At 61.3% G+C, this 25,042-nt stretch carries 15 protein-coding genes, 2 tRNA genes and 3 rRNA genes; 10 read left to right on the top strand and 10 right to left on the bottom strand.

The window, feature by feature from the left end:
* From thiM to thiD, 3 genes are read left to right on the top strand one after another with little or no spacing between them, the layout of a single operon-like run.
* Positions 1-837, top strand: coding sequence for a hydroxyethylthiazole kinase (gene thiM / locus C1A15_RS13000; protein ID WP_101722962.1), 837 nt, complete (start codon positions 1-3; stop codon positions 835-837).
* A gap of 24 nt (positions 838-861) precedes the next feature.
* A complete protein-coding gene (gene thiE / locus C1A15_RS12995) occupies positions 862-1,512 on the top strand; it encodes a thiamine phosphate synthase (protein ID WP_101722961.1) in 651 nt (216 codons plus the stop codon).
* A 31-nt stretch (positions 1,513-1,543) separates the two neighbouring features.
* Complete coding sequence (thiD, locus tag C1A15_RS12990; protein WP_101722960.1) at positions 1,544-2,326, top strand: bifunctional hydroxymethylpyrimidine kinase/phosphomethylpyrimidine kinase; 783 nt, start codon at positions 1,544-1,546, stop codon at positions 2,324-2,326.
* Positions 2,327-2,420: 94 nt separating this feature from the next.
* Here the strand turns inward: thiD and C1A15_RS12985 are convergent, their stop codons facing one another.
* From C1A15_RS12985 to C1A15_RS12960, 6 genes are all read right to left on the bottom strand, one after another.
* Positions 2,421-4,061 carry an amidohydrolase gene (locus C1A15_RS12985; protein ID WP_101723796.1) on the bottom strand — a complete coding sequence of 547 codons (1,641 nt, stop codon included), beginning with the start codon at positions 4,059-4,061 and terminating at the stop codon, positions 2,421-2,423.
* A 28-nt stretch (positions 4,062-4,089) separates the two neighbouring features.
* Entirely contained in the window at positions 4,090-5,142 is a 1,053-nt protein-coding gene (locus C1A15_RS12980; protein ID WP_101722959.1) for an MBL fold metallo-hydrolase, read from the bottom strand.
* A 131-nt stretch (positions 5,143-5,273) separates the two neighbouring features.
* Positions 5,274-5,350, bottom strand: a tRNA-Glu gene (locus C1A15_RS12975).
* A gap of 31 nt (positions 5,351-5,381) precedes the next feature.
* Positions 5,382-5,455 (bottom strand) — tRNA-Gln (locus C1A15_RS12970).
* A 165-nt stretch (positions 5,456-5,620) separates the two neighbouring features.
* Positions 5,621-6,370 carry a CDGSH iron-sulfur domain-containing protein gene (locus C1A15_RS12965; protein ID WP_101722958.1) on the bottom strand — a complete coding sequence of 250 codons (750 nt, stop codon included), beginning with the start codon at positions 6,368-6,370 and terminating at the stop codon, positions 5,621-5,623.
* Positions 6,371-6,482: 112 nt separating this feature from the next.
* On the bottom strand, positions 6,483-7,880 hold the full coding sequence (locus C1A15_RS12960; RefSeq protein ID WP_101722957.1) for a CCA tRNA nucleotidyltransferase: 1,398 nt from the start codon (positions 7,878-7,880) through the stop codon (positions 6,483-6,485).
* Positions 7,881-8,426: 546 nt separating this feature from the next.
* Between C1A15_RS12960 and C1A15_RS12955 the strand changes: the two genes are divergently transcribed.
* The 3 genes from C1A15_RS12955 (at position 8,427) to rrf (ending at position 13,446) form a co-directional block, all read left to right on the top strand.
* Positions 8,427-9,935 (top strand): 16S ribosomal RNA (locus C1A15_RS12955).
* A gap of 305 nt (positions 9,936-10,240) precedes the next feature.
* Positions 10,241-13,210 (top strand): 23S ribosomal RNA (locus C1A15_RS12950).
* A gap of 121 nt (positions 13,211-13,331) precedes the next feature.
* A 5S ribosomal RNA gene (gene rrf, locus C1A15_RS12945) occupies positions 13,332-13,446 on the top strand.
* The 16S, 23S and 5S rRNA genes sit together here, the layout of an rRNA operon.
* Before the next feature lie 148 nt (positions 13,447-13,594).
* On the opposite strand, the gene C1A15_RS17285 is transcribed toward rrf, so the two are convergent.
* Positions 13,595-13,834, bottom strand: coding sequence for a helix-turn-helix domain-containing protein (locus tag C1A15_RS17285; protein ID WP_245865028.1), 240 nt, complete (start codon positions 13,832-13,834; stop codon positions 13,595-13,597).
* Between the two features lie 306 nt (positions 13,835-14,140).
* Between C1A15_RS17285 and C1A15_RS12935 the strand changes: the two genes are divergently transcribed.
* Positions 14,141-16,444 carry an NlpC/P60 family protein gene (locus C1A15_RS12935; RefSeq protein WP_101722956.1) on the top strand — a complete coding sequence of 768 codons (2,304 nt, stop codon included), beginning with the start codon at positions 14,141-14,143 and terminating at the stop codon, positions 16,442-16,444.
* A gap of 62 nt (positions 16,445-16,506) precedes the next feature.
* On the opposite strand, the gene C1A15_RS12930 is transcribed toward C1A15_RS12935, so the two are convergent.
* Genes C1A15_RS12930 through C1A15_RS12920 form a run of 3 tightly spaced genes read right to left on the bottom strand, consistent with a single transcriptional unit; the run spans position 16,507 to position 18,847 of the window.
* Positions 16,507-17,721 carry a glycosyltransferase family 4 protein gene (locus C1A15_RS12930; RefSeq protein ID WP_101722955.1) on the bottom strand — a complete coding sequence of 405 codons (1,215 nt, stop codon included), beginning with the start codon at positions 17,719-17,721 and terminating at the stop codon, positions 16,507-16,509.
* Complete coding sequence (locus C1A15_RS12925) at positions 17,690-18,097, bottom strand: DUF2304 domain-containing protein (protein WP_101722954.1); 408 nt, start codon at positions 18,095-18,097, stop codon at positions 17,690-17,692. The genes C1A15_RS12930 and C1A15_RS12925 overlap by 32 nt, the downstream gene beginning before the upstream one ends.
* 15 nt (positions 18,098-18,112) lie before the next feature.
* Complete coding sequence (locus C1A15_RS12920) at positions 18,113-18,847, bottom strand: glycosyltransferase family 2 protein (RefSeq protein ID WP_101722953.1); 735 nt, start codon at positions 18,845-18,847, stop codon at positions 18,113-18,115.
* A gap of 282 nt (positions 18,848-19,129) precedes the next feature.
* On the opposite strand from C1A15_RS12920, the gene C1A15_RS12915 reads away from it, so the two are divergent.
* The 3 genes from C1A15_RS12915 (at position 19,130) to C1A15_RS12905 (ending at position 25,033) form a co-directional block, all read left to right on the top strand.
* Positions 19,130-20,737, top strand: coding sequence for a DUF6020 family protein (locus C1A15_RS12915; protein ID WP_101723795.1), 1,608 nt, complete (start codon positions 19,130-19,132; stop codon positions 20,735-20,737).
* A 277-nt stretch (positions 20,738-21,014) separates the two neighbouring features.
* The gene (locus C1A15_RS12910) at positions 21,015-22,547 is read left to right on the top strand and encodes a DUF2142 domain-containing protein (protein ID WP_245865027.1); all 1,533 of its coding nucleotides are present in this window, start codon (positions 21,015-21,017) and stop codon (positions 22,545-22,547) included.
* A gap of 221 nt (positions 22,548-22,768) precedes the next feature.
* Positions 22,769-25,033 (top strand): glycosyltransferase family 2 protein, encoded by a 2,265-nt coding sequence (locus C1A15_RS12905; RefSeq protein WP_180953099.1) that lies wholly within the window; start codon positions 22,769-22,771, stop codon positions 25,031-25,033.
* Positions 25,034-25,042 lie beyond the last annotated feature (9 nt).

Raw genomic sequence — 25,042 nt, 5'->3', positions numbered from 1 at the left:
ATGGAACCATTCGCCTTGCAGCGCGCGCTCGACAACGTGCGCGCCACGACGCCGCTCGTGCACAGCATCACGAACTACGTGACGGTGAACGACTGCGCGAACGCGCTTCTGGCCATCGGCGCGAGCCCCATCATGAGCGACGAGCCTGCCGATGTGGAGGACATCACGTCCATCTGCGGCGGCCTCACGCTCAACATCGGCACGTTGAACGAGCGCAGCATCGAGGGCATGTTCGCAGCCGGCGCGCGAGCGGGCGAACTGGGCCACCCCATCGTGCTCGACCCGGTGGGCGCGGGAGCGTCGGCATTGCGCACGCGCGTGGCGGGCGATTTGCTCGACAAGCTGTCCGTGTCCGTCATCCGCGGCAACATGTCGGAGGTGAAGGCGCTCGCCGGAGGCGCGGCGGCCACGCGCGGCGTGGACGTGTGCCCCGACGATGCGGTGCGCGAAGGCAACCTGGCGGCCGGCGCGGTGTTCGCGCGCGATTTCGCGGCGAAGACGGGCGCGATCGTGGCCATTACGGGTGCCATCGACATCGTGGCCGACGCCGAGCGCGCCTACGCCGTCCGCAACGGCCATCCCCTCATGGGCCGCATCACGGGCGCCGGCTGCATGCTGTCGTGCGTGTGCGCGGCGTTCGCGGTGGCGAACCCGGGCGCGACGCTCGACGCCATGGCGGCCGCCGTCGCCGGCATGGGTCTTGCGGGCCAGGTCGCCCAGAACCGCATGAGCGGCTACGACGGCAACGCAACGTTTCGCACCTACCTGCTCGACGCGCTGTACAACCTCGACGGCGCCGCGCTCGAAGCGGGTGCGCGGATCGAAGAGCTGGCGTAGCCGGCGGAAGCGAGAGGAGAGCCGATGTACCCACGGGAGAACCTGCGCCGCGCGATGGCGCTGTACGCGGTCACCGACCGCATGTGGCTGGGGGAGCGCACGCTGAGCGCCTGCGTCGAGGAGGCGCTGGCGGGCGGCGCGACGTTTTTGCAGCTGCGCGAGAAGGACGCGCCCCAGGCCGAGGTGGTGCTGCGGGCCCGCGCGCTGGCCCCGCTCGCGCGCGCGGCGGGCGTGCCGTTCGTCGTGAACGACGACGTGGAGGCCGCGGCGCGAGCGGGCGCCGACGGCGTGCACGTGGGCCAGGAGGACGCCGCGTGCGCCGACGCGCGCGCGAAGCTCGGGCCGGACGCCATCGTGGGCGTGTCGGTGCAGACCGTGGAGCAGGCGCTGGCCGCCCAGGCCGCCGGGGCCGACTACCTGGGCGTGGGCGCCGTGTTCGGCACGTCGACGAAGCCGGAAGCCGCCGACGTGGGAACGGACGGCCTCGCCGCCATCTGCGCGGCGGTCGACGTTCCCGTGGTGGCCATCGGCGGCCTGAACGAGCAGACCATCCCCGCGCTCGCGGGCACGGGCGCCGACGGGGCGGCCGTGGTGTCGGCCATCTTCGCGGCCGACGATATCGAAGCGACCACGCGCCGCCTGCGCGCGGCGGTGCAGGCGGCGCTCGGCGCGTAGCCGCGCCGTCGCTCGAGGAAAGGACAACGACATGGAAGCAGTGCTCAGCATCGCGGGGTCGGATTCCAGCGGGGGCGCAGGGATCCAGGCCGACATCAAGACCATCGCCGCGCATCGCCTGTTCGCCGAAACGGCCCTCACGGCCCTCACGGCGCAGAACACCCTCGGCGTGACCGGCGTGCTCGACGTCGACCCGGCCTTCGTGACCCAGCAGATCGACGCCGTGTTCGAGGACATCCGCCCCGCCGCCGTGAAGGTGGGCATGGTGTCGTCGGCCGCCATCATCGAGGCCGTTGCCGACGCGCTCGAGCGCCACGGGGCGACCAACATCGTGGTCGATCCCGTCATGGTGGCCACGAGCGGCGCGCGGCTCATCAGCGAGGACGCTGTCGAGGCGCTGAAGGCGCGCCTGCTGCCCCTCGCGGACGTGGTCACGCCGAACATGCCGGAGGCGGAGGTGCTGTGCGGGTTTTCGGTGGACGACGACGCGTCCATGGAGCGTGCAGCGCGCGAGCTGGCCGGACGGATACGGGGCGCCGCGCTCGTGAAGGGCGGGCACGGCGTCGAGCGCGCCGACGACGTGCTGGTGGCGAGCACGGACGCGCCGGCCTGCTGGCTGCGCGCCGCGCGCATCGACACGAAGAACACCCACGGCACGGGCTGCACGCTCTCATCGGCCATCGCCTGCGGCCTCGCGAAGGGCCTTCCGATGGAGGAAGCAGTGCGCGCTGCGAAGGACTACGTCCACGGCGCCCTCGCCTCGGGCCTCGACCTGGGACGGGGCAGCGGCCCGCTCGATCACATGTGGGAATGAGACAAAGGGACGGGGTATTCGTCTCATTCCGCGATGATCGCCCCGCGCCCTTTGTCTCTTTCGGTGAATGAGACGAATACCCCGTCCCTTTGTCTCATTCGAACACGCAGCGACCGCCCATGAAGGTGGCCAGCACCTTCGTCTTCTGGATGTCCTCGATCTCGCAGGTCAGCAGGTTGCGGTCGAGCACGGCGATGTCGGCCAGCTTGCCCACCTCGAGCGTTCCCAGCTCGCGTCGGCGACCCGCCGCCGCAGCGCTGCCCTGCGTGTAGGCGCGCAGGGCCTCCGCCATGCCGATGCGTTCGCCGGGCAGCCATCCGCCTGCGGGTTCGTGCGTGCCGGGATCTTGGCGGCTCACCGCGCTGTACAGCACGTCCATCGAGTTCACGTCCACCACGGGCGAGTCCGTTCCGAACGCGAGCACCGTGGAGCGGTCGAGCAGCGTGCGCAGCGGCCACATGTAGCGAGCGCGCTCGGGGCCGAGGTCGCGCTCGGGGCCGCCCGGGTCGAGCGTCATGTGCGGCGGCTGCACGGCGGCCACCACCTGCAATTCCGCCAAACGGTCGAGGTCTTCGGGCAGGAAGTTCTCGAGGTGCTCGAGGCAGTTGCGACGTCCCTCGGGCAGCGGGCCGAACTTCGCGCGCGCCTCCTCGAAGATGTCGAGCGCGGCATGGATGGCCGCGTCGCCGATCGTGTGGATGCGCACGGGATAGCCTTGCTCGGCGGCGGAAAGCACGTAGGAGCGCATGACGGCGGCGTCCACCGTGGGGCGGCCGCAGTCGCCTTCGACGCGCGCGTTCGCGTAGGGTTCGGTCACCCAGGCCGTGTGCTGGCTCGACACGCCGTCGAAGAACTGCTTGAAGCCGGGCGCCTGCAGGCACGGCCCCGTGTACCGTGCGCGCATCGTCTCGAAACGGCCCATGTCGCCCGTGAGCGTGGGGAAGAGGTGCACGCGCGCGGTCAGCTCGCCGCGCTCGAGCAGAGCGGCGTGCACGTCGTCGCGGATGAAGTCGAGTCCCGGATGCGCCATGAGCGACATGTCGCACACGCTCGTCACCCCGTTCTCGGCCAGGCGCGCGAAGAACCCGCGGTACGCGCTTGCCACCTCGTCGTCGGTGAACGATCCCATGATCTGCGGCATCAGCTCCATGGCGGCCGCCTCGCGCACGATGCCGGTCAGCTCGCCAGCCTCGTCTCGGTCGTACGTTCCGCCCGCGGGAGGGACGCTGTCGCGCGTGAGCCCCAGCTCGGCCAGCGCCGCGGAGTTGAGCCACAGCGTGTGGGCGTCGCCCGAATACAGCGCCACGGGACGGGTGGGGAAGGCCTCGTCGAGCGAGCGCTTCGAGGGCAGCACGGGCGGGTCCCAGCGGTACTCGCGCCACCCCTGCGCCAGCAGCCAGCCGCTCGGGCGCTGTTCGGCGAATGCCCGCATGCGCTCGACGCAGTCTGCCTCGTTCTCGCCGAGGAACATGGTTGCCAGCGGGGAGGCGTATACGGCCGAGTGAAAGAAGTGCAGGTGGGAGTCGTGGAAGCCGGGAACCACGAGCGCGTCGCCGAAGTCACGCACCTCGGGCGCGGGGCCGCCTCCGTTCGCTTCCAGCGCGAAGGCGCGCACGTCCTCGCGCGGCCCGACGGCGGCGATTCGGTCGCCGGCGATGGCGATGGCAGCGGGGCAGGCCGACCCGTCGGTCCCCGTGAACACGGCTCGGCTTTCGATGATCAGGTCGATGCGCATGATGCTCCCTTCCAACATGGATGCAGGCTTACGGCAGTTCGAAACGGTACTCGTCGCCGCAGATGGTTTGCTTGATCTTGCCCTCGCACACGAGGTGCACGAGGTGGGCCATCGTCTCGCCCATCGAGAAGAACTTTTGGTCGAGCGGCCATTCGTGCCAGTTCTCGTAGCGCCATTTCGCGTGCGACGATATGGACACGATGTCGTCGTGCCCGGCGGCCACGAGGTCGTAGAGCTCCTGCAGACGCTCCCCGTGGTGCGCGATGAGGAACATGACGCGCTCGCGCAGCTCGGTGTAGGGGGTCCCGTGCGCGGGAAGCACGAGCTCCACATCGTAGGAGTACATCTTCCCGAGGCTCTCCAGGAACTCCTCCAGGGCGTTGTAGGCGGGGAACCACGACGACACCGACGGCGTGATGCGCTCCAGCACGTGGTCGCCGATGATCATGAGCTTGCGGTCAGGCTCGTACAGGCAGATGTGCCACGGGTCGTGCCCCGGCGTCTCGATCACCTCGAAGGTGAAATCGCCGGCGCGCAGCACGTCGCCTTCGTGCAGGTAGATGAGGTCGGGCTTGCATGTCAGCGGCAGCAGTTCGGCGGACACGTGCAATCGGTGCTTGCCCTTGCGGAACACGAGCCCGCTCTGCTGGGGCGTCGCGGCCTTCCGCAGCAAGGGGCCGAACACGTTCGCCTGCATCTGCATGAGGTTCTCCACCTCCTTGAAGGAGTGGAGGTTCGCGTACACCCGCATGCCGTCGCGGTAGATGCGGTCGAGGTTGCCCGTGTGGTCGGGGTGCGAGTGCGTCAGCACGATCTCGACGCTGTCCCAGGTGCGTCCCAGCGCGTCGAGCGCCTTGTCGAGGGCTTCCTCGCATGCGGGATGGTTGAAGCCCACGTCGATGATCGTGGTCGTCTCCTCTCCCAGGACGATGTAGGAGTTGAGCGCCTGCAGGGGGTTGTGGGGGAGCGGCACGCGGACGCGATAGAGGCCCGGGCAGATAAGCAAGGGCTCGCCGAACGGCAGCTCGACGGACGCGTCGGCGGCCGGGGCGCGGGATGTGCGGTCTTGTTCGTTCTCCATGAGGTTCCTTTTCTCTTCGTTCGCCGCCATTGTACGACAGCGTGCTGCGCACAGGATAGGAGGGCTGCGGCGGAGGAGGGGGAAACACAAAGAAAAAGGCCAGCGGAGTGATCCGCTGGCCTGTCATTTCTTGGTAGCTCCGACCGGATTCGAACCGGCGACCTCCGCCTTGAGAGGGCGGCGTCCTAAACCGCTAGACGACGGAGCCACATAGTGCGCTGTGCAGTATACCGTAAAAATGGCTGGGGTGGAAGGAGTCGAACCCTCACATACGGTACCAGAAACCGCTGTCCTGCCATTAGACGACACCCCATCGGCTAACCGATGTGCTCCTGCTGCTTTTGCAACAGTCGCAAGCGCGAGTTGTTATATTACGGGGTACGCGTCGCTTCGTCAAGCCTTATCGGCAAATTTTTCTGGAAAAGTTGACGAATTTGATGGGCGGGTAGGGAGTCAACGTGCTTGTTTCCCTATCTCATCAGGCATTATCATCGCTGAGGCCATCTTCGAACCCCACGGTCACGTGCATGGCGTCGCAGAAAGGCTTGTTGCGTGACGCGCCGCAGCGGCAGAGCGCATAGCGGTTGCGCAGCTCGTACTCGACGCCGTCGACGCCGACGAGCGGGATGCCTCCGCGCACGTACAGAGGACCGCTCACGCCTTCTTCGGGATCTTCGAGCAGGGCGATGGAGGGCTCGAACCGAGGCTCGTAGATCGCGCCGGTCTCCGAATCGACGTGCACGAGCCTTCCGGCAGGGCAATCGGTGGACTCTTTGACCGCCTCGTGCTTCAGGCGCTCGTCGCCGGACAGCTCGGTGAGCGTCCATACGTCGCCGTCCTCGCGATGGCAGAACCGTGCGAACGCGCAGCGGTTGTCGTCGTACAGCGTCACGCCGGGGCCGGGCAGGATGTCGGCGCGCTCCTCGAACGAGGCGCGCGAGGCGGTTTCCGTGCCGTGGAAGTTGGCGGCGACGTGGGAGCCGTCGCAAAACGGCGGCGTGCTCGTCTGGCCGCAGCGGCACAGCGCGTAGGTTTCCTGCTGCGGGAAGGTTCGCGTCGTGCGGTACTCGCGATGACCGCCGACGGGCGTGATGACCTCCTGGGTGAGGGGGATGCCGCCGTGCACGAGGTACGGCCCGTTCAGGGAGATTGTGATGCTCATGCGCTCGTCGGGAGCGTCGACGGCGGTTTCCGGCTGCGGTTGGACGGTTGCTGAGGGTGGGGTCATGGGAGTGCCTCGCTTTCCTGAGGTGATCGTGATGCGCGCATCTCAGTATAGGAAGCGAGGGCTCGCTGCATCGATACGGGCGGAAAGCCGTCACCGGGCGGTGGTGCGGCCGTCACCGAGCGTCGCGCTCGAGGTGCTCGTCGCGCCAGCCTTCGACGAAGGCGCGCAGCGCATCGGGCTCGTTCGCGATGCGCTCGTCGATGACGGCGTCGAGGGCTTCGTTCAACGCGCGCCCGACAAGGGGGCCCTGCGGCACGCCGAGCGCGATGACGCCCCGCCCGTCGATCGCCAGCTTCTTGAGCGAAAACGCCTCGTCGGCCGCCAGCACGTCGGCCAGGATGCGTTCCAGCTCATCGGCGTCGGCCACGCGGCCGATGCAGCGGGGCGCCTGTCCGCGCGCGTCCCCGCGCTTGAGATCGCATAGGGCGGCGAACAGATCGGCGTCGCCTCCGAGGCGCGTGCACGCGCGCTTCACCGCCTTCGGCGTGAGGTCGATGATGTCGTCATGGCGCTCGACCAGCACGAGCACGCGCGTCATGAAGGCTGACGACAGCGCGAGGCGCTCCATGACGCCGCGCGCCAGCATGACGCTGATGGCGGCATGTCCGTAGAAGTGCCCCGTACCCTCCTCGTCGGTGAAGAACGCCGCCGGTTTGCCCATGTCATGGAACAGGGCGGCCCAGCGCACGAGGGGATAGGGCGGCACGCCGTCCAGCACGTGCGCGGTGTGCTCGAGGACATCGTGTATATGGTACGGCGTGCGCTGCTCGAAGCCCTTCATGGCCACGAGCTCGGGCAGCACGGCGGCCAGCACGTCGACGGTGGCGATGAGCGCGCTTCCCGCATGCGCCCCCAGCAGCAGACGCTGCAGCTCGCGGGTGATGCGCTCGGTGGAGATGCGGGGGAGCAGCCCCTTGTTCGCCAGCATGCCCTCGAAGGTGGCCGGGTCGATGGCGAAGCCGAGCTCCGCGGCGAACCGGCAGGCGCGCAGCATGCGCAGGGCGTCTTCCGAGAAGCGGCGGGCCGGGTCGCCCACGGCGCGGATCACGCGCGCTTCGAGGTCGGCGTGGCCGCCGTAGGGGTCGAACAGGCCGCGCGCGGGGTGGTAGGCCAAAGCGTTCATGGTGAAGTCGCGGCGTGCGAGGTCCTCGGCGATGGTGCGCACGAAGGACACCTGCTTCGGGTGCCGCGCGTCGGCGTAGGCCCCGTCGCTGCGAAACGTCGTGATCTCGAGCGCCTGCTCGTCCACGATCACCGTGAGCGTGCCGTGCGCCGTCCCCGTCTCGTGCGTGCGATGGCCCTGCGCTTCGAACACCCGCTGCACGTCCTGCCACGGCGCCTGCGTGGCGATGTCGATGTCGGCCGAAGGGCGGTCGAGCAGCGCGTCGCGCACGTAGCCGCCCACCACCCACGACTCGAAGCCGGCCTCCTCGAGCGCGTCGAGGGCCTCGAGGGCGTACGGCGGCAGGGCGATGGTGACGGTCGGGTCGAGGTCGGGCTCGTTTTGCATGGCGCATGCTCCTTTCGTTCGTTCCCTATACTAATATATGCACGCGTTCGCCATCCCCGCAAAACCACCCAGTCACGACATCGTCGGCTAAGCGGCATGCTCTTTCCATACCGGGCCTTCCCGCCCCCTCCCCCAAAATTTCCCGATTTTCCCGCGATCCCCCCTTGCGCCCGGGGCCCGGAGCCGGTAACATACTCGGGCTGCCTTCCCCCGGGAGAGGGAGGGGCGGCGCCGGAGCCCCCCGGCCCGCGGCGCGCGAGAGCGGCCGCGGCGGAAAAACTTTCGAGAAACTGGAAAAAAGTTCTTGACGGCGGGGTAACGGACGGGTAATATATCTCCTTGCGCTTCGGGTGGAACCGAAAGCGACGGGGCCCCGGGAGGGGCGCCGCAGAACCTTGAAAACCGGATACTGAGTAGCGAAAGAAGAACAAGCCAAGCAAACGATTCTTGCGAACGGAAACCCGGCCCGAGCGCGCATCCCGAAGACGGGGGGCGCACGAGGGCCGAAACCAAGATCGGACTTAGCGGGAAGCGATTCCCGCCTCTTAAACGGAGAGTTTGATCCTGGCTCAGGATGAACGCTGGCGGCGTGCCTAACACATGCAAGTCGAACGATTAAACCATCTTCGGATGGACATAGAGTGGCGAACGGGTGAGTAACACGTGACCAACCTGCCCCTTGCTCCGGGACAACCTTGGGAAACCGAGGCTAATACCGGATACTCCTTCCCCTCCGCCTGGAGGGGTCGGGAAAGCCCAGACGGCAAGGGATGGGGTCGCGGCCCATTAGGTAGTAGGCGGGGTAACGGCCCACCTAGCCCGCGATGGGTAGCCGGGTTGAGAGACCGACCGGCCACATTGGGACTGAGATACGGCCCAGACTCCTACGGGAGGCAGCAGTGGGGAATTTTGCGCAATGGGGGAAACCCTGACGCAGCAACGCCGCGTGCGGGACGACGGCCTTCGGGTTGTAAACCGCTTTCAGCAGGGAAGAACAACGACGGTACCTGCAGAAGAAGCTCCGGCTAACTACGTGCCAGCAGCCGCGGTAATACGTAGGGAGCGAGCGTTATCCGGATTCATTGGGCGTAAAGAGCGCGTAGGCGGCCTTTCAAGCGGGATCTCTAATCCGAGGGCTCAACCCCCGGCCGGATCCCGAACTGGGAGGCTCGAGTTCGGTAGAGGCAGGCGGAATTCCCGGTGTAGCGGTGGAATGCGCAGATATCGGGAAGAACACCGATGGCGAAGGCAGCCTGCTGGGCCGAAACTGACGCTGAGGCGCGAAAGCTAGGGGAGCGAACAGGATTAGATACCCTGGTAGTCCTAGCCGTAAACGATGGGCGCTAGGTGTGGGGGGCAACGCCCTCCGTGCCGCAGCCAACGCATTAAGCGCCCCGCCTGGGGAGTACGGCCGCAAGGCTAAAACTCAAAGGAATTGACGGGGGCCCGCACAAGCAGCGGAGCATGTGGCTTAATTCGAAGCAACGCGAAGAACCTTACCAGGGCTTGACATGCTGGTGAAGCCGGGGAAACCCGGTGGCCGAGAGGAGCCAGCGCAGGTGGTGCATGGCTGTCGTCAGCTCGTGTCGTGAGATGTTGGGTTAAGTCCCGCAACGAGCGCAACCCCTATCGCATGTTGCCAGCATTCAGTTGGGGACTCATGCGAGACTGCCGGCGTCAAGCCGGAGGAAGGTGGGGACGACGTCAAGTCATCATGCCCTTTATGCCCTGGGCTGCACACGTGCTACAATGGCCGGTACAACGGGCTGCGAACTCGCGAGAGTGAGCGAATCCCTCAAAGCCGGCCCCAGTTCGGATCGGAGGCTGCAACCCGCCTCCGTGAAGTCGGAGTTGCTAGTAATCGCGGATCAGCATGCCGCGGTGAATACGTTCCCGGGCCTTGTACACACCGCCCGTCACACCACCCGAGTCGTCTGCACCCGAAGCCGCCGGCCGAACCCGCAAGGGGCGGAGGCGTCGAAGGTGTGGAGGGTAAGGGGGGTGAAGTCGTAACAAGGTAGCCGTACCGGAAGGTGCGGCTGGATCACCTCCTTTCTAGGGAGACACTCACGTGTCCGACGAGGTCGAGCGCATGCGCTCCCTCGCCTGGAAGACAAACAGAAACCTCTTTTGGGTCCCGTCGCAAGGGCCGCGAGGCGCGTTCCGAAACCGCTCACTCAGCATCCGGCTTCCGGGGCTCTGCCCCCGAGGGGGCCTTTCCGGGCCTCCGCGCACCTTGACAGTTGCATAGCGTTTAGTGACAAATGATCTTTTACCCGGCGGCCCTCGGGCGGCCGGGGACATGCATCATCACGATCGCGAGAGCATCGAGTATTCGATGCCTGAGACCTGAGTTAAGAGAAGAAGATATTAAGGGCGCACGGCGGATGCCTTGGCACAGGAAGTCGATGAAGGACGCGGCAAGCTGCGATAAGCTTCGGGGAGGCGCAAACGGCCATCGATCCGAAGATCTCCGAATGGGGGAACCCGCATGGGGTCATGCCCATGCATCCCCGCCTGAATCAAATAGGGCGGGAGAAGGCAACCCGGGGAACTGAAACATCTAAGTACCCGGAGGAAGAGAAATCAACCGAGATTGCGGGAGTAGCGGCGAGCGAAACCGCACCAGCCCAAACCCATGCACGTGTAAGCGTAAGGGCGTTGCTGCATGAGGGGTTGTGGGACCGTCCATTCCATGGGCCTTAACACCATGGACGGAGTTACAAAGCTGCGCGGAAGCGGAACGGCCTGGGAAGGCCGGCCGGAGCGGGTGAGAGCCCCGTACGCGAATCCCCGCGGCCTCCGAGGACGGCGCCCGAGTAGCGCCGGGCACGTGAAACCCGGTGCGAAGCAGGGGGGACCACCCTCCAAGGCTGAACACTCTCCTGTGACCGATAGCGAACCAGTACCGTGAGGGAAAGGTGAAAAGCACCCCGAGAGGGGAGTGAAACAGTACCTGAAACCGTGCGCCTACAAGCAGTCGGAGCCCCTTTGCGGGGTGACGGCGTGCCTTTTGTAGAATGAGCCAGCGAGTTGCGGTATGCGGCGAGGTTAAGCTTTTAAGCGAGCCGCAGTGAAAGCGAGCCTTTAAGATGGCGTTTTAGTCGCATGCTGCAGACGCGAAGCCGGGTGAGCTATCCATGGGCAGGCTGAAGCGGGGGTAAGACCCCGTGGAGGGCCGAACCCACTTCGGTTGAAAACGGAGGGGATGACCCGTGGATAGGGGTGAAAGGCCAATCAAACCCGGAGATATCTCGTTCTCCCCGAAATAGCTTTAGGGCTAGCCTCGGCCGTTCTCCGACGGCGGTAGAGCACTGGATCGTCGAGGGGGCTTCACCGCCTACCGACACGAACCAAACTCCGAATGCCGTCGGATCAGAGGCCGGGAGTCAGAACATGTGGGCTAAGCTGTGTGTTCGAAAGGGAAACAGCCCAGACCGCCTGCTAAGGTCCCCAAATCCATGCTGAGTGGCAAAGGATGTGCGTTTGCCTAGACAACCAGGATGTTGGCTTAGAAGCAGCCATGCATTTAAAGAGTGCGTAACAGCTCACTGGTCAAGTGGACATGCGCCGACAATTCACGGGGCTAAGCATGGTACCGAAGCAGCGGACTAATTTATTAGTGGTAGGGGAGCTTTCCCCGCAGCGGAGAAGCCGAGAGGGCGACCCTCGGTGGAGCGCGGGGAAGTGAGAATGCTGGCATGAGTAACGAGAGCGGCGCGAGAAACGCCGCCGCCGTAAGCCTAAGGGTTCCTGGGCAAGGCTAATCCTCCCAGGGTCAGTCGGGAGCTAAGGCGAGGCCGAGAGGCGTAGCCGATGCACAACAGGCGGACATTCCTGTACCGCCGATGGACCGTTATACCGACGGGGTGACGGAGAAGGGTAGCCGAGCGGGGTTCTGGACGTCCCCGTGAAAGCGCGTAGGGCGCGGAGCATGGAAATCAGCTCCGCACGAAGCCTGAGACGCGAGACGAAAGCTTATGCTGAAGTCGGCGAGCCCATGCTTCCGAGAAAAACCTCTAGGAAGGGACATCGGCGCCCGTACCAAAACCGACACAGGTGGGCAGGTAGAGCATACCGAGGCGATCGGGAGAACCATGGTTAAGGAACTCGGCATACTGACTCCGTAACTTCGGGAGAAGGAGTGCCCCTGGCGGTGACGGGACTTGCTCCCCGAGCGGCCGGGGGTCGCAGCGAAACGGCCCAAGCGACTGTTTATCAAAAACACAGGACTCTGCTAAGCCGCAAGGCGACGTATAGGGTCTGACGCCTGCCCGGTGCTGGAAGGTTACGCGGATGGGTCAGCCTTAAAGGCGAAGCTCTGAAGCCAAGCCCCAGTAAACGGCGGCCGTAACTATAACGGTCCTAAGGTAGCGAAATTCCTTGTCGGGTAAGTTCCGACCTGCACGAATGGCGTAACGATTTGGGCGCTGTCTCAACCATGGACCCGGTGAAATTGTATTATTCGTGAAGATGCGAATTACCTGCGGAAGGACGGAAAGACCCCGTGAACCTTTACTGCAGCTTGACATTGATCGTTGGCTCGGCGCGTAGAGGATAGGCAGGAGGCTTCGAAGCCCGGGCGCCAGCTCGGGTGGAGCCGGCCTTGGAATACTGCCCTCGTCGCGTTGGCGATCTAACCCCCGGCCGTGATCCGGCGGGGGGACCGTGTCAGGCGGGTAGTTTGACTGGGGCGGTCGCCTCCCAAAATGTAACGGAGGCGCGCAAAGGTCCGCTCAGAACGGTTGGCAATCGTTCGCAGAGCGCAAGAGTACAAGCGGGCTTGACTGCGAGGCCCACAAGCCGAGCAGAGACGAAAGTCGGTTCTAGTGATCCGGCGGCACAGAGTGGAATGGCCGTCGCTCAACGGATAAAAGGTACTCCGGGGATAACAGGCTGATCTTGCCCAAGAGTCCACATCGACGGCAAGGTTTGGCACCTCGATGTCGGCTCATCGCATCCTGGGGCTGAAGTCGGTCCCAAGGGTATGGCTGTTCGCCATTTAAAGCGGTACGCGAGCTGGGTTCAGAACGTCGTGAGACAGTTCGGTCCCTATCCTCCGCAGGCGCAAGAGGATTGAGGAGGTCTGCCCCTAGTACGAGAGGACCGGGGTGGACGGACCTCTGGTGCAGCAGTTGTCGACCAACGGCACGGCTGCCTAGCTACGTCCGGCACGGATAACCGCTGAAAGCATCTAAGTGGGAAGCCGTCTCCAAGATGAGTCCTCTTTCCGGTAAGGGCCCTCGCAGACCACGAGGTCGATAGGCCGCAGCTGCAAGGCGCGCGAGCGCTTCAGGCGAGCGGTACTAATAGCCCGAGCTCTTCTTCACTGCAACATTCTCGGTCCCGCGGCCGAAAGTCACGAGCGCTGTGCAACCGCCAGGGTGGCGCGGGGGGATCCGCGGCCGCCGAGGCGGGGCCATATGAGGCCCGCGCGGGAACGCCCTGCGCGAGCGCGACCATGGAGGCAGGGATCACCCGGTCCCATTCCGAACCCGGCAGTTAAGCCTGCCATCGCCGAAAGTACTGCGGGGTCAGCCCGTGGGAGGATAGGGAGTCGCGCTCGCGGAGGGCGTTTCGTTTTCGCCGAGAGGCCCGAGGGGTCCCGGCCCGCCGAGGGCCGGGGCCTTTTTCTTTTTGCGTGGCAGCAGCTCGACCTGGGCAGGCTGGCGGCTTTCAGTAGGTCGGCAGGGGGCATCGCCCTGAAAGCTCGCTCACGGCCGCGGCCTTCTCGCGGTTCGAGAGTGCTTCTCCGCTTTCAGATTTTTGTTCTCGGCCTCGAGCTTCTGGATGCGCCGTTCGAGCTCCTGCTCGCGCGTCTCTGCCCTGGGCTCGGCCTTCGCGCCCTTCGGCCGCCCCTTGTGCTTCGGCCTCAGCGCTTCCGGGCCGTCATCCCGGTAGGCCTTCAGCCATTTCTTGAACGAGTTGGGCGAGACTATCCCGAACTCGGCCATGGCCTCGGGCTTGGCTGTTTTCTCACGGTTTCCTCGGGGATGCCGAGCAGGGACGCAACCGAGGCGCGACCGTATCCCTCCCCATACAGCTCGACGGCACGCATCCTCAACCTAACATCGTAAAAGGCGTTTCCAGCCATAAAAGAGCCTCCCATTTCTCGTGTCCAAGAAATGGGAGGAGGTTCACTCTCGGGGAGGCGAGGCCTTTGCGCGTTTGGGGGCGTGGGGCTCGTGTTAGGTACTCTTTCAGGTTGATATCTATGCTAAACTTCAAGAGCAGCTGCAAAATAAAGGAAGGCTGATGATATGACAGAGGATGCTTCTCATTTCTCTTCGGTTCGCATGTCGATAGTGCTCGCGTTGTTCGCGGCGGTGCTTCTATCGGGCATGATGGTGCCGAGCATTGCCTTTGGTGAAGAGGCGGGCGTTGGGCATGAGGCTAGAGCAGACGTTGACGGCACGCAGGCTTCGACGGAGGTCAACGGGGCTGATGATCAGGATGAAAATGATTCTGACTCCGGAAACCCACATGATCCCGACGCTCCTTCTGAGGAGGGTGCAGGTTCGGGAGGTGTGTCCCCTTCGCCTGCATACGTCCCTGGATGGAACACTGTCGACGGAAACCGCTACTTTGCCGACGAGCAAGGAAAGCTCAAGAGCGGATGGTTGCTTGATGGAGGGAAACGTTACTATCTGGATTCTGACAATGGCAATGCGATGGCGCGCGGCTTCGTCGCTATCGAAGGCAAGTCTTACTATCTCGATACCGATGGGGTTCTGTTCTCTTCGGGATGGCTGCTGATCGATCGCACCTGGTACTACGCAGCTGCGTCGGGCGAGTTAGAAACCGGCTGGCTGAAGCTGGGCGGCACCTGGTACTACCTCGATCCTTCGCGAGGCGGTGCCATGCTGACCGGCTCCTACCGTGTGGGATCGACACTGTACCATGCGCGTCCGAGTGGGGCGCTTGTTACCGGCAACGGTTGGGTGCGTACGGATGGCGCTTGGTACTATGCGAGTCCCTCGGGCGCTTTGCGCACCGGTTGGCTGAAACTGGGCGGCACCTGGTACTGGCTCGACCCGGAAACTGGCGTCATGGGAACGGGTTGGTATAAAGATGGGTCGACCTGGTACTATTCTGACGGAACCGGTGCAATGCTTGCCAATCGCTGGTTGAAGCAGGGAGGAACGTGGTACTACCTTAAGGCATCCGGTGCGATGGCTACCGGCTGGTTGAAGCAAGGTGGTATCTGGTACTGGCTTGATCGTTCTTCGGGAGCCATGGGAACGGGTTGGTATAAAGATGGGTCGACCTGGTACTATTCTGACGGATCCGGTGCAATGCTTGCCAATCGCTGGTTGAAGCAGGCTGGGACATGGTACTATTTGAATCCATCAGGTTCTATGCGCACGGGCTGGTTCAAGCAACGCGGAGTTTGGTACTGGCTTGATCCCGAAAGCGGCGCCATGGCTACTGGATGGGCGAGGGCGACTGATGGAAAGTGGTATTACTTCAACGGATCTGGCGCGATGCTTGCCGATCGATGGCTTAACCTGGGCGGCACGTGGTATACGCTCAGCGCATCAGGCGCCATGCGCACCGGTTGGCACCAAGAGAGATCGGCGCGATATTGGCTCGATCCCGAAACCGGAGCCATGGCTGTCGGTAGGCGCACGATCGAGGGACGCGAGTATGTGTTCTCTAGCAGCGGCGCTATGGTCAACAACGTATGGGTGTCGCTTGGGAACGGCTCCTGCGGCTTCATCGATGGCGCGGGAGAAACCGTGCTCGTTGCCTCGTATGATGCTCAGGGTAGAATCGTATGTGCCGATGGGAAGACGGGTTGGCGCACAGCTGCTGGAAAGACCTTTTATTTCGACCCGAAAGACGAAGGCGTGTTGCGTACGGGTACGTTCGACGTCGATGGAGTGCGTTACTACGCCGACGCTTCGGGCATCAGGCAAACGGGATGGGTCAAAGTCTCCGGAACGTGGTATTACCTGGATCCCTCGAGCGGGGTCATGCGCACCGGCTGGGTTTCCGTGGGCGGTTTTTGGTACTATCTCGATCCTTCGACGGGAGCTATGCAGACTGGCTGGCTGCAGGAGAGCGGTGATTGGTATTACCTGAGGAGCAGCGGCGCGATGGTGTCCAACGCAAGCGTGAAGGTGTCGGACGGCACCTACTGGTACATGAACGGGTCGGGACGCCATGACAAGCAGGCAGGTATCGATATCATCATGCGAACGGCGCGCTCGCTTCTTGGCGTGCCCTATGTGTGGCTTGGCGTGTACCCGCAGGACGGAGGCATGGATTGCGCTTCGTTTACTTGGTATCTGTATAAGCAGCTGGGGATCGATATCGGTTTCGAGACGTATGATCAGATGTACAGCGGCGTGAGAGTGTTCGGCGATCCCAAACCTGGCGATATCATCTTGATGTATTACGGTGCGTGGCCGAATTACAATCCTATGCTGCCAGAGCACGTGGTGCTGTATGCTGGCGGCGGAATGATTTACGAAGAGCCGACATTCGGCGGTCGCTGCCAGTACGTGTCGCTCGCCTCGAAGGGAGCATCTAGGACGACGGCGCAGAGGATTCTGTCTTAGAGCGGATCGTGGAGGGTCCAGAGGACTCTCCACATGTTTTCAGTTGGCTTTCTTGATGCAATTCACAAGATGGATTGGTTTCGCCGTTCCTGCGCCTCGGCGCAGGCGAGGGCAGTTAAACGAGCTGTTTCGCTCCAAGAGAATTTGTCGATAACCAGTTGATTGATGTTTTGACCCATGATGAGGCATCGTGTGCGATCGCTGTTGAGTTCGAGTATGGCGTTGGCTATCGTTTCGCCGTCTGCCGAGGGGAGTACGATGCCATATTCGTTGCTCGGCACCAGCTCTTGCACACCTCCTACGTTTGTGACGATGGGCGTTGCTTTGCATGCAGCTGCTTCCAGCAAGGAGGTCGAGAATCCTTCCGAGCGCGATGGAAGGCAGAACACGTTTGATTCTGCAAGCAGGGCGGAAACGTCCGGCGAGTTCAGACGGCCGAGAAACGATGCATTGGGAAGCGATGCCCGGAGAAGGCTGTCTTCTAATGGACCCTCTCCTGCGATAAGGAAATGTATCGATTTTTCATCGGCCAAGATGCGCATAGCTTCGATGAGGGCCGGTATTCCCTTTTCGGGTATCAGCCTTCCGGTGAAAGCCACGAGGAGCGTTTCGTCGGATAGGTCGAGTTCTTTCCTAAAGGATCGCCGAGATGATCCTTCAGCAAAAGCTCGAGCATCGATGGAGTTATTAAGCACGCCGCAGGCTTCGATGTCGAAATGCCGAAGCCATTCGGTTCCCGCGAGGGAAACCGCGTAGTAATCGGCGGAGTGGCGCTTCACCAGCTCGGTGACTGCGTGTTCGACAGCTGCCACGAAGGGGTCGACGAGCTTGCTTCCCATGGTCAAGTGAGCCGATCCGTGGTCGACGATGATAGGGCGAATGCCCTTGGTCTCCGCTAGCGCGATTCCTTCCAGCGTATGGCGGTAGAACCGGGTGTTAATGGCAACGTAGTCGATATTTTGGCTGCGAAGGTACGCCATGATCCGGTCGTATGCCTTATCGTGGCGCGTGACGGGGTATCTGTCGCCCAAAAGCTTATAGCAGGGGAGACGAACTATTTCGACTCCTTCTTCCAGGTCTTCCCTCTCGGCGAGATCGTAGACGTTCGATGTGACGATGATGACGCGATTACCCTGGTCGGCCAGTTGGCGCGCAAGGTTCTGGGTGTACTTTTCAACGCCTCCGATGTGAGGGAGGTAGTGGGCGGAAAATATGCAAAAGGTGTCGTTCTTGTTCGTCAACGTGTTACCGAACCTGATCTTGAACGGTTTCTGCATTGAAAAGCTCGCTTGGGTCAGAGTCGCTTGGGCTCCGATCGTCTTTTTCCAGCTTTTTCGCGAGCAGGGCCTGCTCTTGCACGAGGTTCTTGATCATGAGGGCTTGCTTGCTGGCGATTGAGCTGAGCGAAAGGGATATGGCCAGCAAGAAGAACAATCCGATGAAGAAGATGAAGTTCGAAGGGGTTTCGAACCCGAGGAAGGATGAGATGGAGTACAGGGGTTGAGGGAACAAGGCGCACAGCACGATGGCGACGGTGAGCGCCATCCACAGCAGCGAGTACTTGAGCAACAGTTGTTCTCGGGCGACCAGATAGACGACGTACGCGAAGAAAGCGACGCATAGGATGATTGCGACAATTTGAAGAACGAACACGAAACCCTCCGCTTCCTAGACTCGCTTGCGCTTGTGAGAAAAGCTGACGATCGAGATGGCCAGCGAAACTTTGATCATGTAGTACAGGCTGGAAAGCCCTCCAATGGACGATTTTCCGCCCTGGCGCTCGCGCATGGTTGCCGGAGCCTCGTTCACGGACAGACCCGACTTAATGGCGAGCATGATGGACTCGGGCTCTGGGTAGTCGGTCGGGTAGTTCCTTGCGAACAGCGCCATGGCCGTCTTGCTTGAAGCTCGAAAGCCGGACGTCGGGTCGGTGATGCGCTTGCCGGAGAATGCTTTTATCCAGAATGACAGCCAAACGATGCCAAGCCTTCTGAGGGCGGTCGATCGGAATCCGTCGGTGTCCTCCACGAAGCGGGAGCCGATGGCCAGATCCGATCCCGACTCAATCAGCTCGACGAGACTGGGAATGCAGCGGGCGTCGTGTTGGCCGTCGCCATCGAACTGGATGTCCACGTCGTAGCCGTGGAGAAGCGCGTACTTGTGACCCGCTTGGACGCAGCCGCCGATGCCGAGGTTCTGAGGCAGGTTCAGGACGTTGAACCCATGCGCTTTGCATATTGACAGGGTCTCATCCGTCGATCCGTCGTTGACGACGACGTAATCGTATCCTGCGGACGCTACGTCGTTGACGACGGAAACGATGCTTTCCTGCTCGTTGTAAGCGGGGATGACGACGAGGACGTTCAGTTGTTTGCTGTTGGGATATGCATTCGAAGTATCCATATGTCGAAGTATACCGTAGTTCGAACTCTCTTTTGCGCGTATGCTCCCTTAAAGCCGCATTAAGTCCCGCAATGGCTCGACGGGTCGATTCTCAAGTTGGGCCGAGCATCTTGCATCTTCTCCCTGCGCATCCCTCTTACTCCCTGTATCATACAATGTGGCATTTTGGGCTTTGTGCCGAGCTCACCAGCCGTAACCTTTGTTGCAGCAAAGGAGGGTTGGGCCGTTGCCCTAAAGCCGCATGTGAGAGTGATCGATTGGTTTTCGTTTGAGGAGTTTTTGATGGTTGGGAAGCTGATGAAAGACTGGGCGGGTAATTTGAAGCGCGGCGAGGTTTGCGCTTGCTTTGTTTTCGCCATCCTACTCGCTTGGGCCGTCTTGCTTCCTGTATGGGGACAATTCAATATCAGTCAGATCGTCCTGTTCTCGATTGGGCTATTGATCGTCTTAGTTTTCGTGCTTGTTGCGATTTGCAACCATATCAAGCAAACCGACTGGAAAGAAGGGGCCGCTTCTCGTAGGTCCCCGAAGCAGGTGAGGATCGCGTTCTTGCTCTGCTTTGCCGCCTTGGAGGTTTCGTTTCTTGCGGTGCTGCTATCGAACTGGCCAGGTTTTTGCTCTAACGACTCAAACGACATCGTCAACCAGGTTTTGGGGGTTTCCGAGTGGAGCACGTGGCATCGTTACGACGGGTTGGCGAACCACCATCCTATTTTCTACACCTTCCTTGTTTGGGCAGTCTTTCAGGCTACGACGTTCTTTGGCAGCGTCGATCTGTCGATAGGCATCTTCCTTTTTCTTCAGATGACCGCGGCCGCCCTTGTGCTCAGCTGGTGTTTCTCGGTGTTTGTCAGGCTTGGTTTCGGAAAAAGGTACATCCTGGCGGCTTTTGCCTTCATGCTGTTCAACCCGATTCTCGCAAACTACTCAGTGACCATGTGGAAGGACGTCTTGTTTAGCTGTTGCGCCCTGTTTCTGATCGTTCGCCTGTATTCGCTTTTGTTCCATGGCGAGAAGAAACGCATCGGAAGAACCCTGCTCGTCGCTTGTCTGCTGCTCACGTTTTTGAGAAGCAATGGGTTCATGGTCGTGGGAGCTACCTTACTTGTCTTGTTCGTGATCGAGCCCGATCTGAGAAAGAAGGTCGCGGCGGTGGGTGCCGTGGTGCTTTGCGCTTTCCTGGTCGTCCAAGGTCCCTTGCTCTCGATCATGGGAGTGCAGAAGGGGCATTTTTCAGAGTCCGTGGGCATTCCGCTTCAGCAAATCGCAGCGACCGTGCATAAAGGCGGACATATCAATGAGGTGCAAGAGGATTTCATCAACAGGGTTCTTCCTATGGAAGCCATGAGGGACTCTTACAATCCTCAAACTCCCAATCCGATCAAGTTCCACGAGTCTTTCGACGATGCCTTTCTGGAGGAGCACAAGATCGAGTTCTTGGTTACCTGGGCTTCGATGCTGCCTGACAACCTTGGAATATACGTCAAAGCCTGGATCGATGAAACGCAAGGATACTGGAATCCGGGCTTTCCGTCGTGGCTCGTGACGAACGCCACTCTTTACGAGCAGGCTCCGCATGATTACCTCGGATTCGATTGGAACCCTGGATTCATGGCGCAAAAGCTGATTGCGACGTTACCCGTTCCTTTCAGTTCCGGCTCGCTGATTTGGGCGGTGGCTGCGCTTGTCTTCGTTGGATGCGTCGGACTTGAGAAGAAGAAGCGGACAAGATGCTTGGTATGCGTGATGCCTCTTATTGCGCTACTCGCTACGTTGTTCGTTGCGGCTCCTGCAGTCGGGGACTATCGTTATATATTTGCTTTCAATCTGGCACTGCCGTTCGTTTTGCCGATTGCCGGTTTGGTGAAGGCGGGTCGACCGAAGGCTTAGCTTTTTCTGTTTCGTGCTGACGAATAACGGGATGAACATTTCGAATCCGTGAGAGCGGTTGTGAGCTGCAGCAGGTGCGCGCATTCTGTTTTGCTTTGGGAAAGTTTCATATCGAGGCTGGGAATGCCTTACACTTATACATTCTTGATACTCTGCAATGCGAGTGGTTTTGCTCGTCTGCGTTATGGTTCGATCGACAGGAGAGGTGCGGATCGCTTCCGCCAAACAAGTTATGCAAAAGGGATTTCTCGAGGTTTTGCACAGGCGCAGAGTCGATATGATCCTGATCGCCGTAATTGCGGTCATGACGATCCACGCCTTGTACTGCTACTCGTTCAGCGATTCGCGGCTCGCCCTTGCTTTTTCGTGCGTCTCCGTGATCGCCGTTGCATGTGCGTACCTGTTGATACGGGTGCTTGAATCGAGGGTGCGCCATCAGGTTGAAATGGCGTTCTTGGTGGGTTTGATAAGCTGTGGGCTTTTGTATTCTGTGGTTTTCGCGCCGGGGACCGTTCCAGACGAAACCTATCATTTCGAGGCGTCGTACAAGCTCGCGGACTATATCATGCTGCAAGAACCCACCGTGGATTCTCTGCCGGTGAGAGAAGACGATTCGGCCATGCTGGACGGCATGCTTCAATCATGGGCTCTTGGATACGACAAGTACCGTTCGGTCATAGACCAGTTCGCCTTTTTCGCGAACGACGCGTCCCGTGTTGCGGTCGAGCCCGTCTCCTCGTTCGACTGGACTGCGAACCCTCCGTACATTAAGCTTCCCTCTGCTTTGGGCATCGTGTTGGCCACGCTGCTCAATCTCGGAAGCTATCCGCTGTTCTACTTGGGAAGATTCTTCAATTTGTTGATGTTCTCGGTGTTGGCGTATTTTGCCGTTCGCATTACCCCTGTTGGCAAGAACGCCATGATGGTTGCAGGGCTTCTCCCCATGACGCTGCATCTGGCGTCTTCTTATTCGTACGATGCCGGGATCATGGGTTTGGCCTTTCTGTTGACGGGTATGTGCTTGCGAGCCGTGTACGGAGAGGGCCTTATAAGTCGAAGGGAAAAGGTGGGGCTCGTTGTCGTCGCGGTTCTGCTTGCTCCGTGCAAGGTGGTGTATACGGTCATCGTGCTTCTCGTCATCCTGATACCAAGAAAGCGGTTCTCCTCGACTGCTGCTTCTGCACGGTTCAAAGCCGTCGCGATCGGATGTGCTCTGCTTTCCGTGCTCGTGTTCCGGGCTGCGGGCTTGCTGCAAATGGCGGGAGTCTCACCTTCGTCGACCGCCGAGGGCTCGCGTGGCGACGAATACGGCACGTTTTACAGCCTATCCGGGCTCGTATCGGATCCCTTGAACGCGGCCTTGCTTTTTCTCAGAACGTTCGACGTGCAGGGCTCTTTCTACCTGGACACGCTTGTCGGCGGGTCCCTTGCTTGGTTCCAGGCCGATCTCAAGGCACCGCTCTACATCACGGTCGCTCTGCTGCTCATCGTGGTCTTATCGGCGCAACGCTCAGAAGGCGACAACGCCGTCATTCCCGGTGCGCACAGGGTTCTGTATGGAGGTTTGGCCTTGGTCGGAGGTTTGGGCGTGATCCTTTCGATGCTGATCGGATGGACGTTCACCAGCGAAAACGTCGTGCAGGGCGTGCAGGGGCGCTACTTCCTTCCGTTGCTTCCCATGGCCGCGTTGGCGATTCGAAGTAAACATATGAGTTTCGATATCCCTCTTGGCATGGGACTCGTCTATATCATGATCGCTGTCAACGCCATGTACCTTGCTCGCACCTTCTCCATTGCCGTGGGGGTGTAGCTACTGGTTGAGCAGCTCGGGCTCGACGGTTTTGTCCTAGTTTGCCGTTTTTTCAGGAAGGCATATACATGCAGGTTTCGTATTGCGGCTTGTGCCGCGGGCATGGAAAAATATTCGTCGCCTTGCGCGCTTCTTCAGTCGATGATGCTTGTGTCGTGCGGTTTCGTTCGGAGGGCGAGGCGGTCGGCCGATTGCCTTGCGACTCGTACGAGGGGAACGGGTTGCGTATCGCGGCGCTGCCCGTCGTCGACTTCGACCAAACGCTCGTCGTCGAGGAGGTTGATTCTTCAGGTGCCGTAAAGGACACGTTCAGAAAGAAGATCTCGACTCGGAGGGCGAAGTGGGAATCGCGGTTCCGCTACCGTTTAGACCGAGAGCTTGTCGACATCATCCGCAACTACGACGGCACGTTCCGCTTCTCCGAGAACCACCTGGAGTTCGTCGCGGCGGTCCCCGACGCCGATCGCTTCCTCGTTCGAGCGGCTCTGATCGTTTCAGGAGCCTCCTCTCCTGAGGATCTGTCGATAACCTGCATCGGCTCCGACGGCAGGAGCGTCGATGTCGGGATCGTGCGCTGCGGAGGATCGGTCGTGAAGCCCGTCAAGGGGTCCGGGTTCTCGTACGCCTGCATCCCGGTTTCCATCAGCGTTCCCAAGTCGCTTGAGAACTACTGCTTCGAGATCCGCGATGTGGGAGATCCTTCCGCAACGCGGTTCAGCGTCCTCGAGGCGTGGCTGCTCGGTTGCATGTTGGAAGATTTCGCCGCATTGACCAGGAACGCCCAGATCGATTCCAGCTACCCTGCGTGGTTCGAGAAGCATCGCGCCGACGAGGCCGTGCTTCGCGTGCAGCGCGAGACGGCGTTGAAGGACGCTCCCGTTTTCAGCATAGTGGTTCCCCTGTACAAGACCCCGCGCAGGTTCTTTGACGAGATGGTGCAGTCGGTTCGGGCGCAGACGTACGCCCGTTGGGAACTGATCCTGGTCAACGCCAGCCCCGAAGATGAAGAGCTTGCCGGAGCGGTTCGAGGGGCGAGCCGCTCAGATGAGCGGGTCAAGGTCGTTGCTCTTGAGGAGAACGGGGGGATATCGGCGAACTCGAACGCCGGCATCGCGGCCGCATCGGGCGATTTCGTTTGCTTCTTCGATCATGACGACCTCATAGAGCCCGATCTCCTCTACGAATACGCACTTGCAGTGCTTGAGCATCCCGATACTGACTTGCTCTACTGCGACGAGGACAAGAAGAGGGAGGACGGGCGGCACTTCGACCCGTTCTTCAAGCCCGATTTCAACCTCGATCTGCTGCGGAACAACAACTACATCTGCCATATGCTCACGGTGCGACGCAGCGTGTTCGACCAGGTTGGCCTGTTGGACTCGGCATGCGACGGGGCGCAAGATCATGACCTGACCTTGCGGGTGTGCGAATGCGCGCGGCGTGTTCATCACGTGTCGAAGATCCTGTACCACTGGCGGGTGAGCTCGGGGTCGACCGCGGGAGGCGTCGAAGGAAGCAAGCCGTACGCCACGCTCGCCGGCATTCGGGCTGTTGAGAACCATTTGATGCGTTTGGGGCTTTCCGCAACGGTCGATCAGGCGAACAGACCGGCCACGTATCGTGTTAAGTACTCTGTTCCGGAGGACAGGCCGCTCGTCTCGATCATTATCCCGAACAAGGACAACCTGACCGTTCTCAGGCAGTGCATCAACTCTGTTCTGGCCAAGTCGTCGTACGATGCCTACGAGGTGGTCATCGTCGAGAACAACAGCGTCGAGGAGGAGACGTTCGCCTATTACGAAGAGGCGGCAAAGAATCCGCGCGTGCGATGCGTGTTCTTCGACGGGCCTTTTAACTTCTCGAAGATCGTCAATCGGGGCGTCGAGGCGGCGAAGGGGGAGTACTGCATCCTTCTAAACAACGATACGGAGGTCATCACGCCCGATTGGATCGAGACGATGCTGGGATTGTGCGCTCGGCAGGACGTGGGTGCGGTCGGCGTGAAGCTGTATTATCCGGACGACACCATCCAGCATGCTGGCATCGGCATAGCCCCCACCGTCGCCGCTTGCCTGCACCAGTCGCTTCCACGAAGCGATGCGGGCTATTTCGCCCTCAACGACGCGCAGCAGGATATGAGCGCCGTCACCGCTGCGTGCATGATGACGAAGCGCAGCGCCTTCGAGCAGGTGGGCGGCATGACGGAGGATCTCGCTGTTGCATTCAACGATCTCGACTACTGCCTTAAGCTGCGGGAACGCGATTACCTGGTCGTGTACACCCCTGAGGTTGAGCTCTACCATTACGAATCCTTATCACGGGGGTCGGAGGACACGGTTGAGAAAGTGGCCCGCTTTCTCAGAGAGGTCGCTTATATGAACGATCGCTGGGCCGAATACTATGCCGCAGGCGACCCGTACCTAAACATCAATCTGAGTCGCAAGGAGCCGGGATCGTACTATTTCCGCCTACCCGACAAAGAGTAAGGCGCGGCG

This window comes from Eggerthella timonensis (assembly GCF_900184265.1).
GTDB lineage: Bacteria > Actinomycetota > Coriobacteriia > Coriobacteriales > Eggerthellaceae > Eggerthella > Eggerthella timonensis.
The sequence above is the reverse complement of the archived record's forward strand: the minus strand, read 5'-3'. Positions and strand labels throughout refer to the sequence as shown.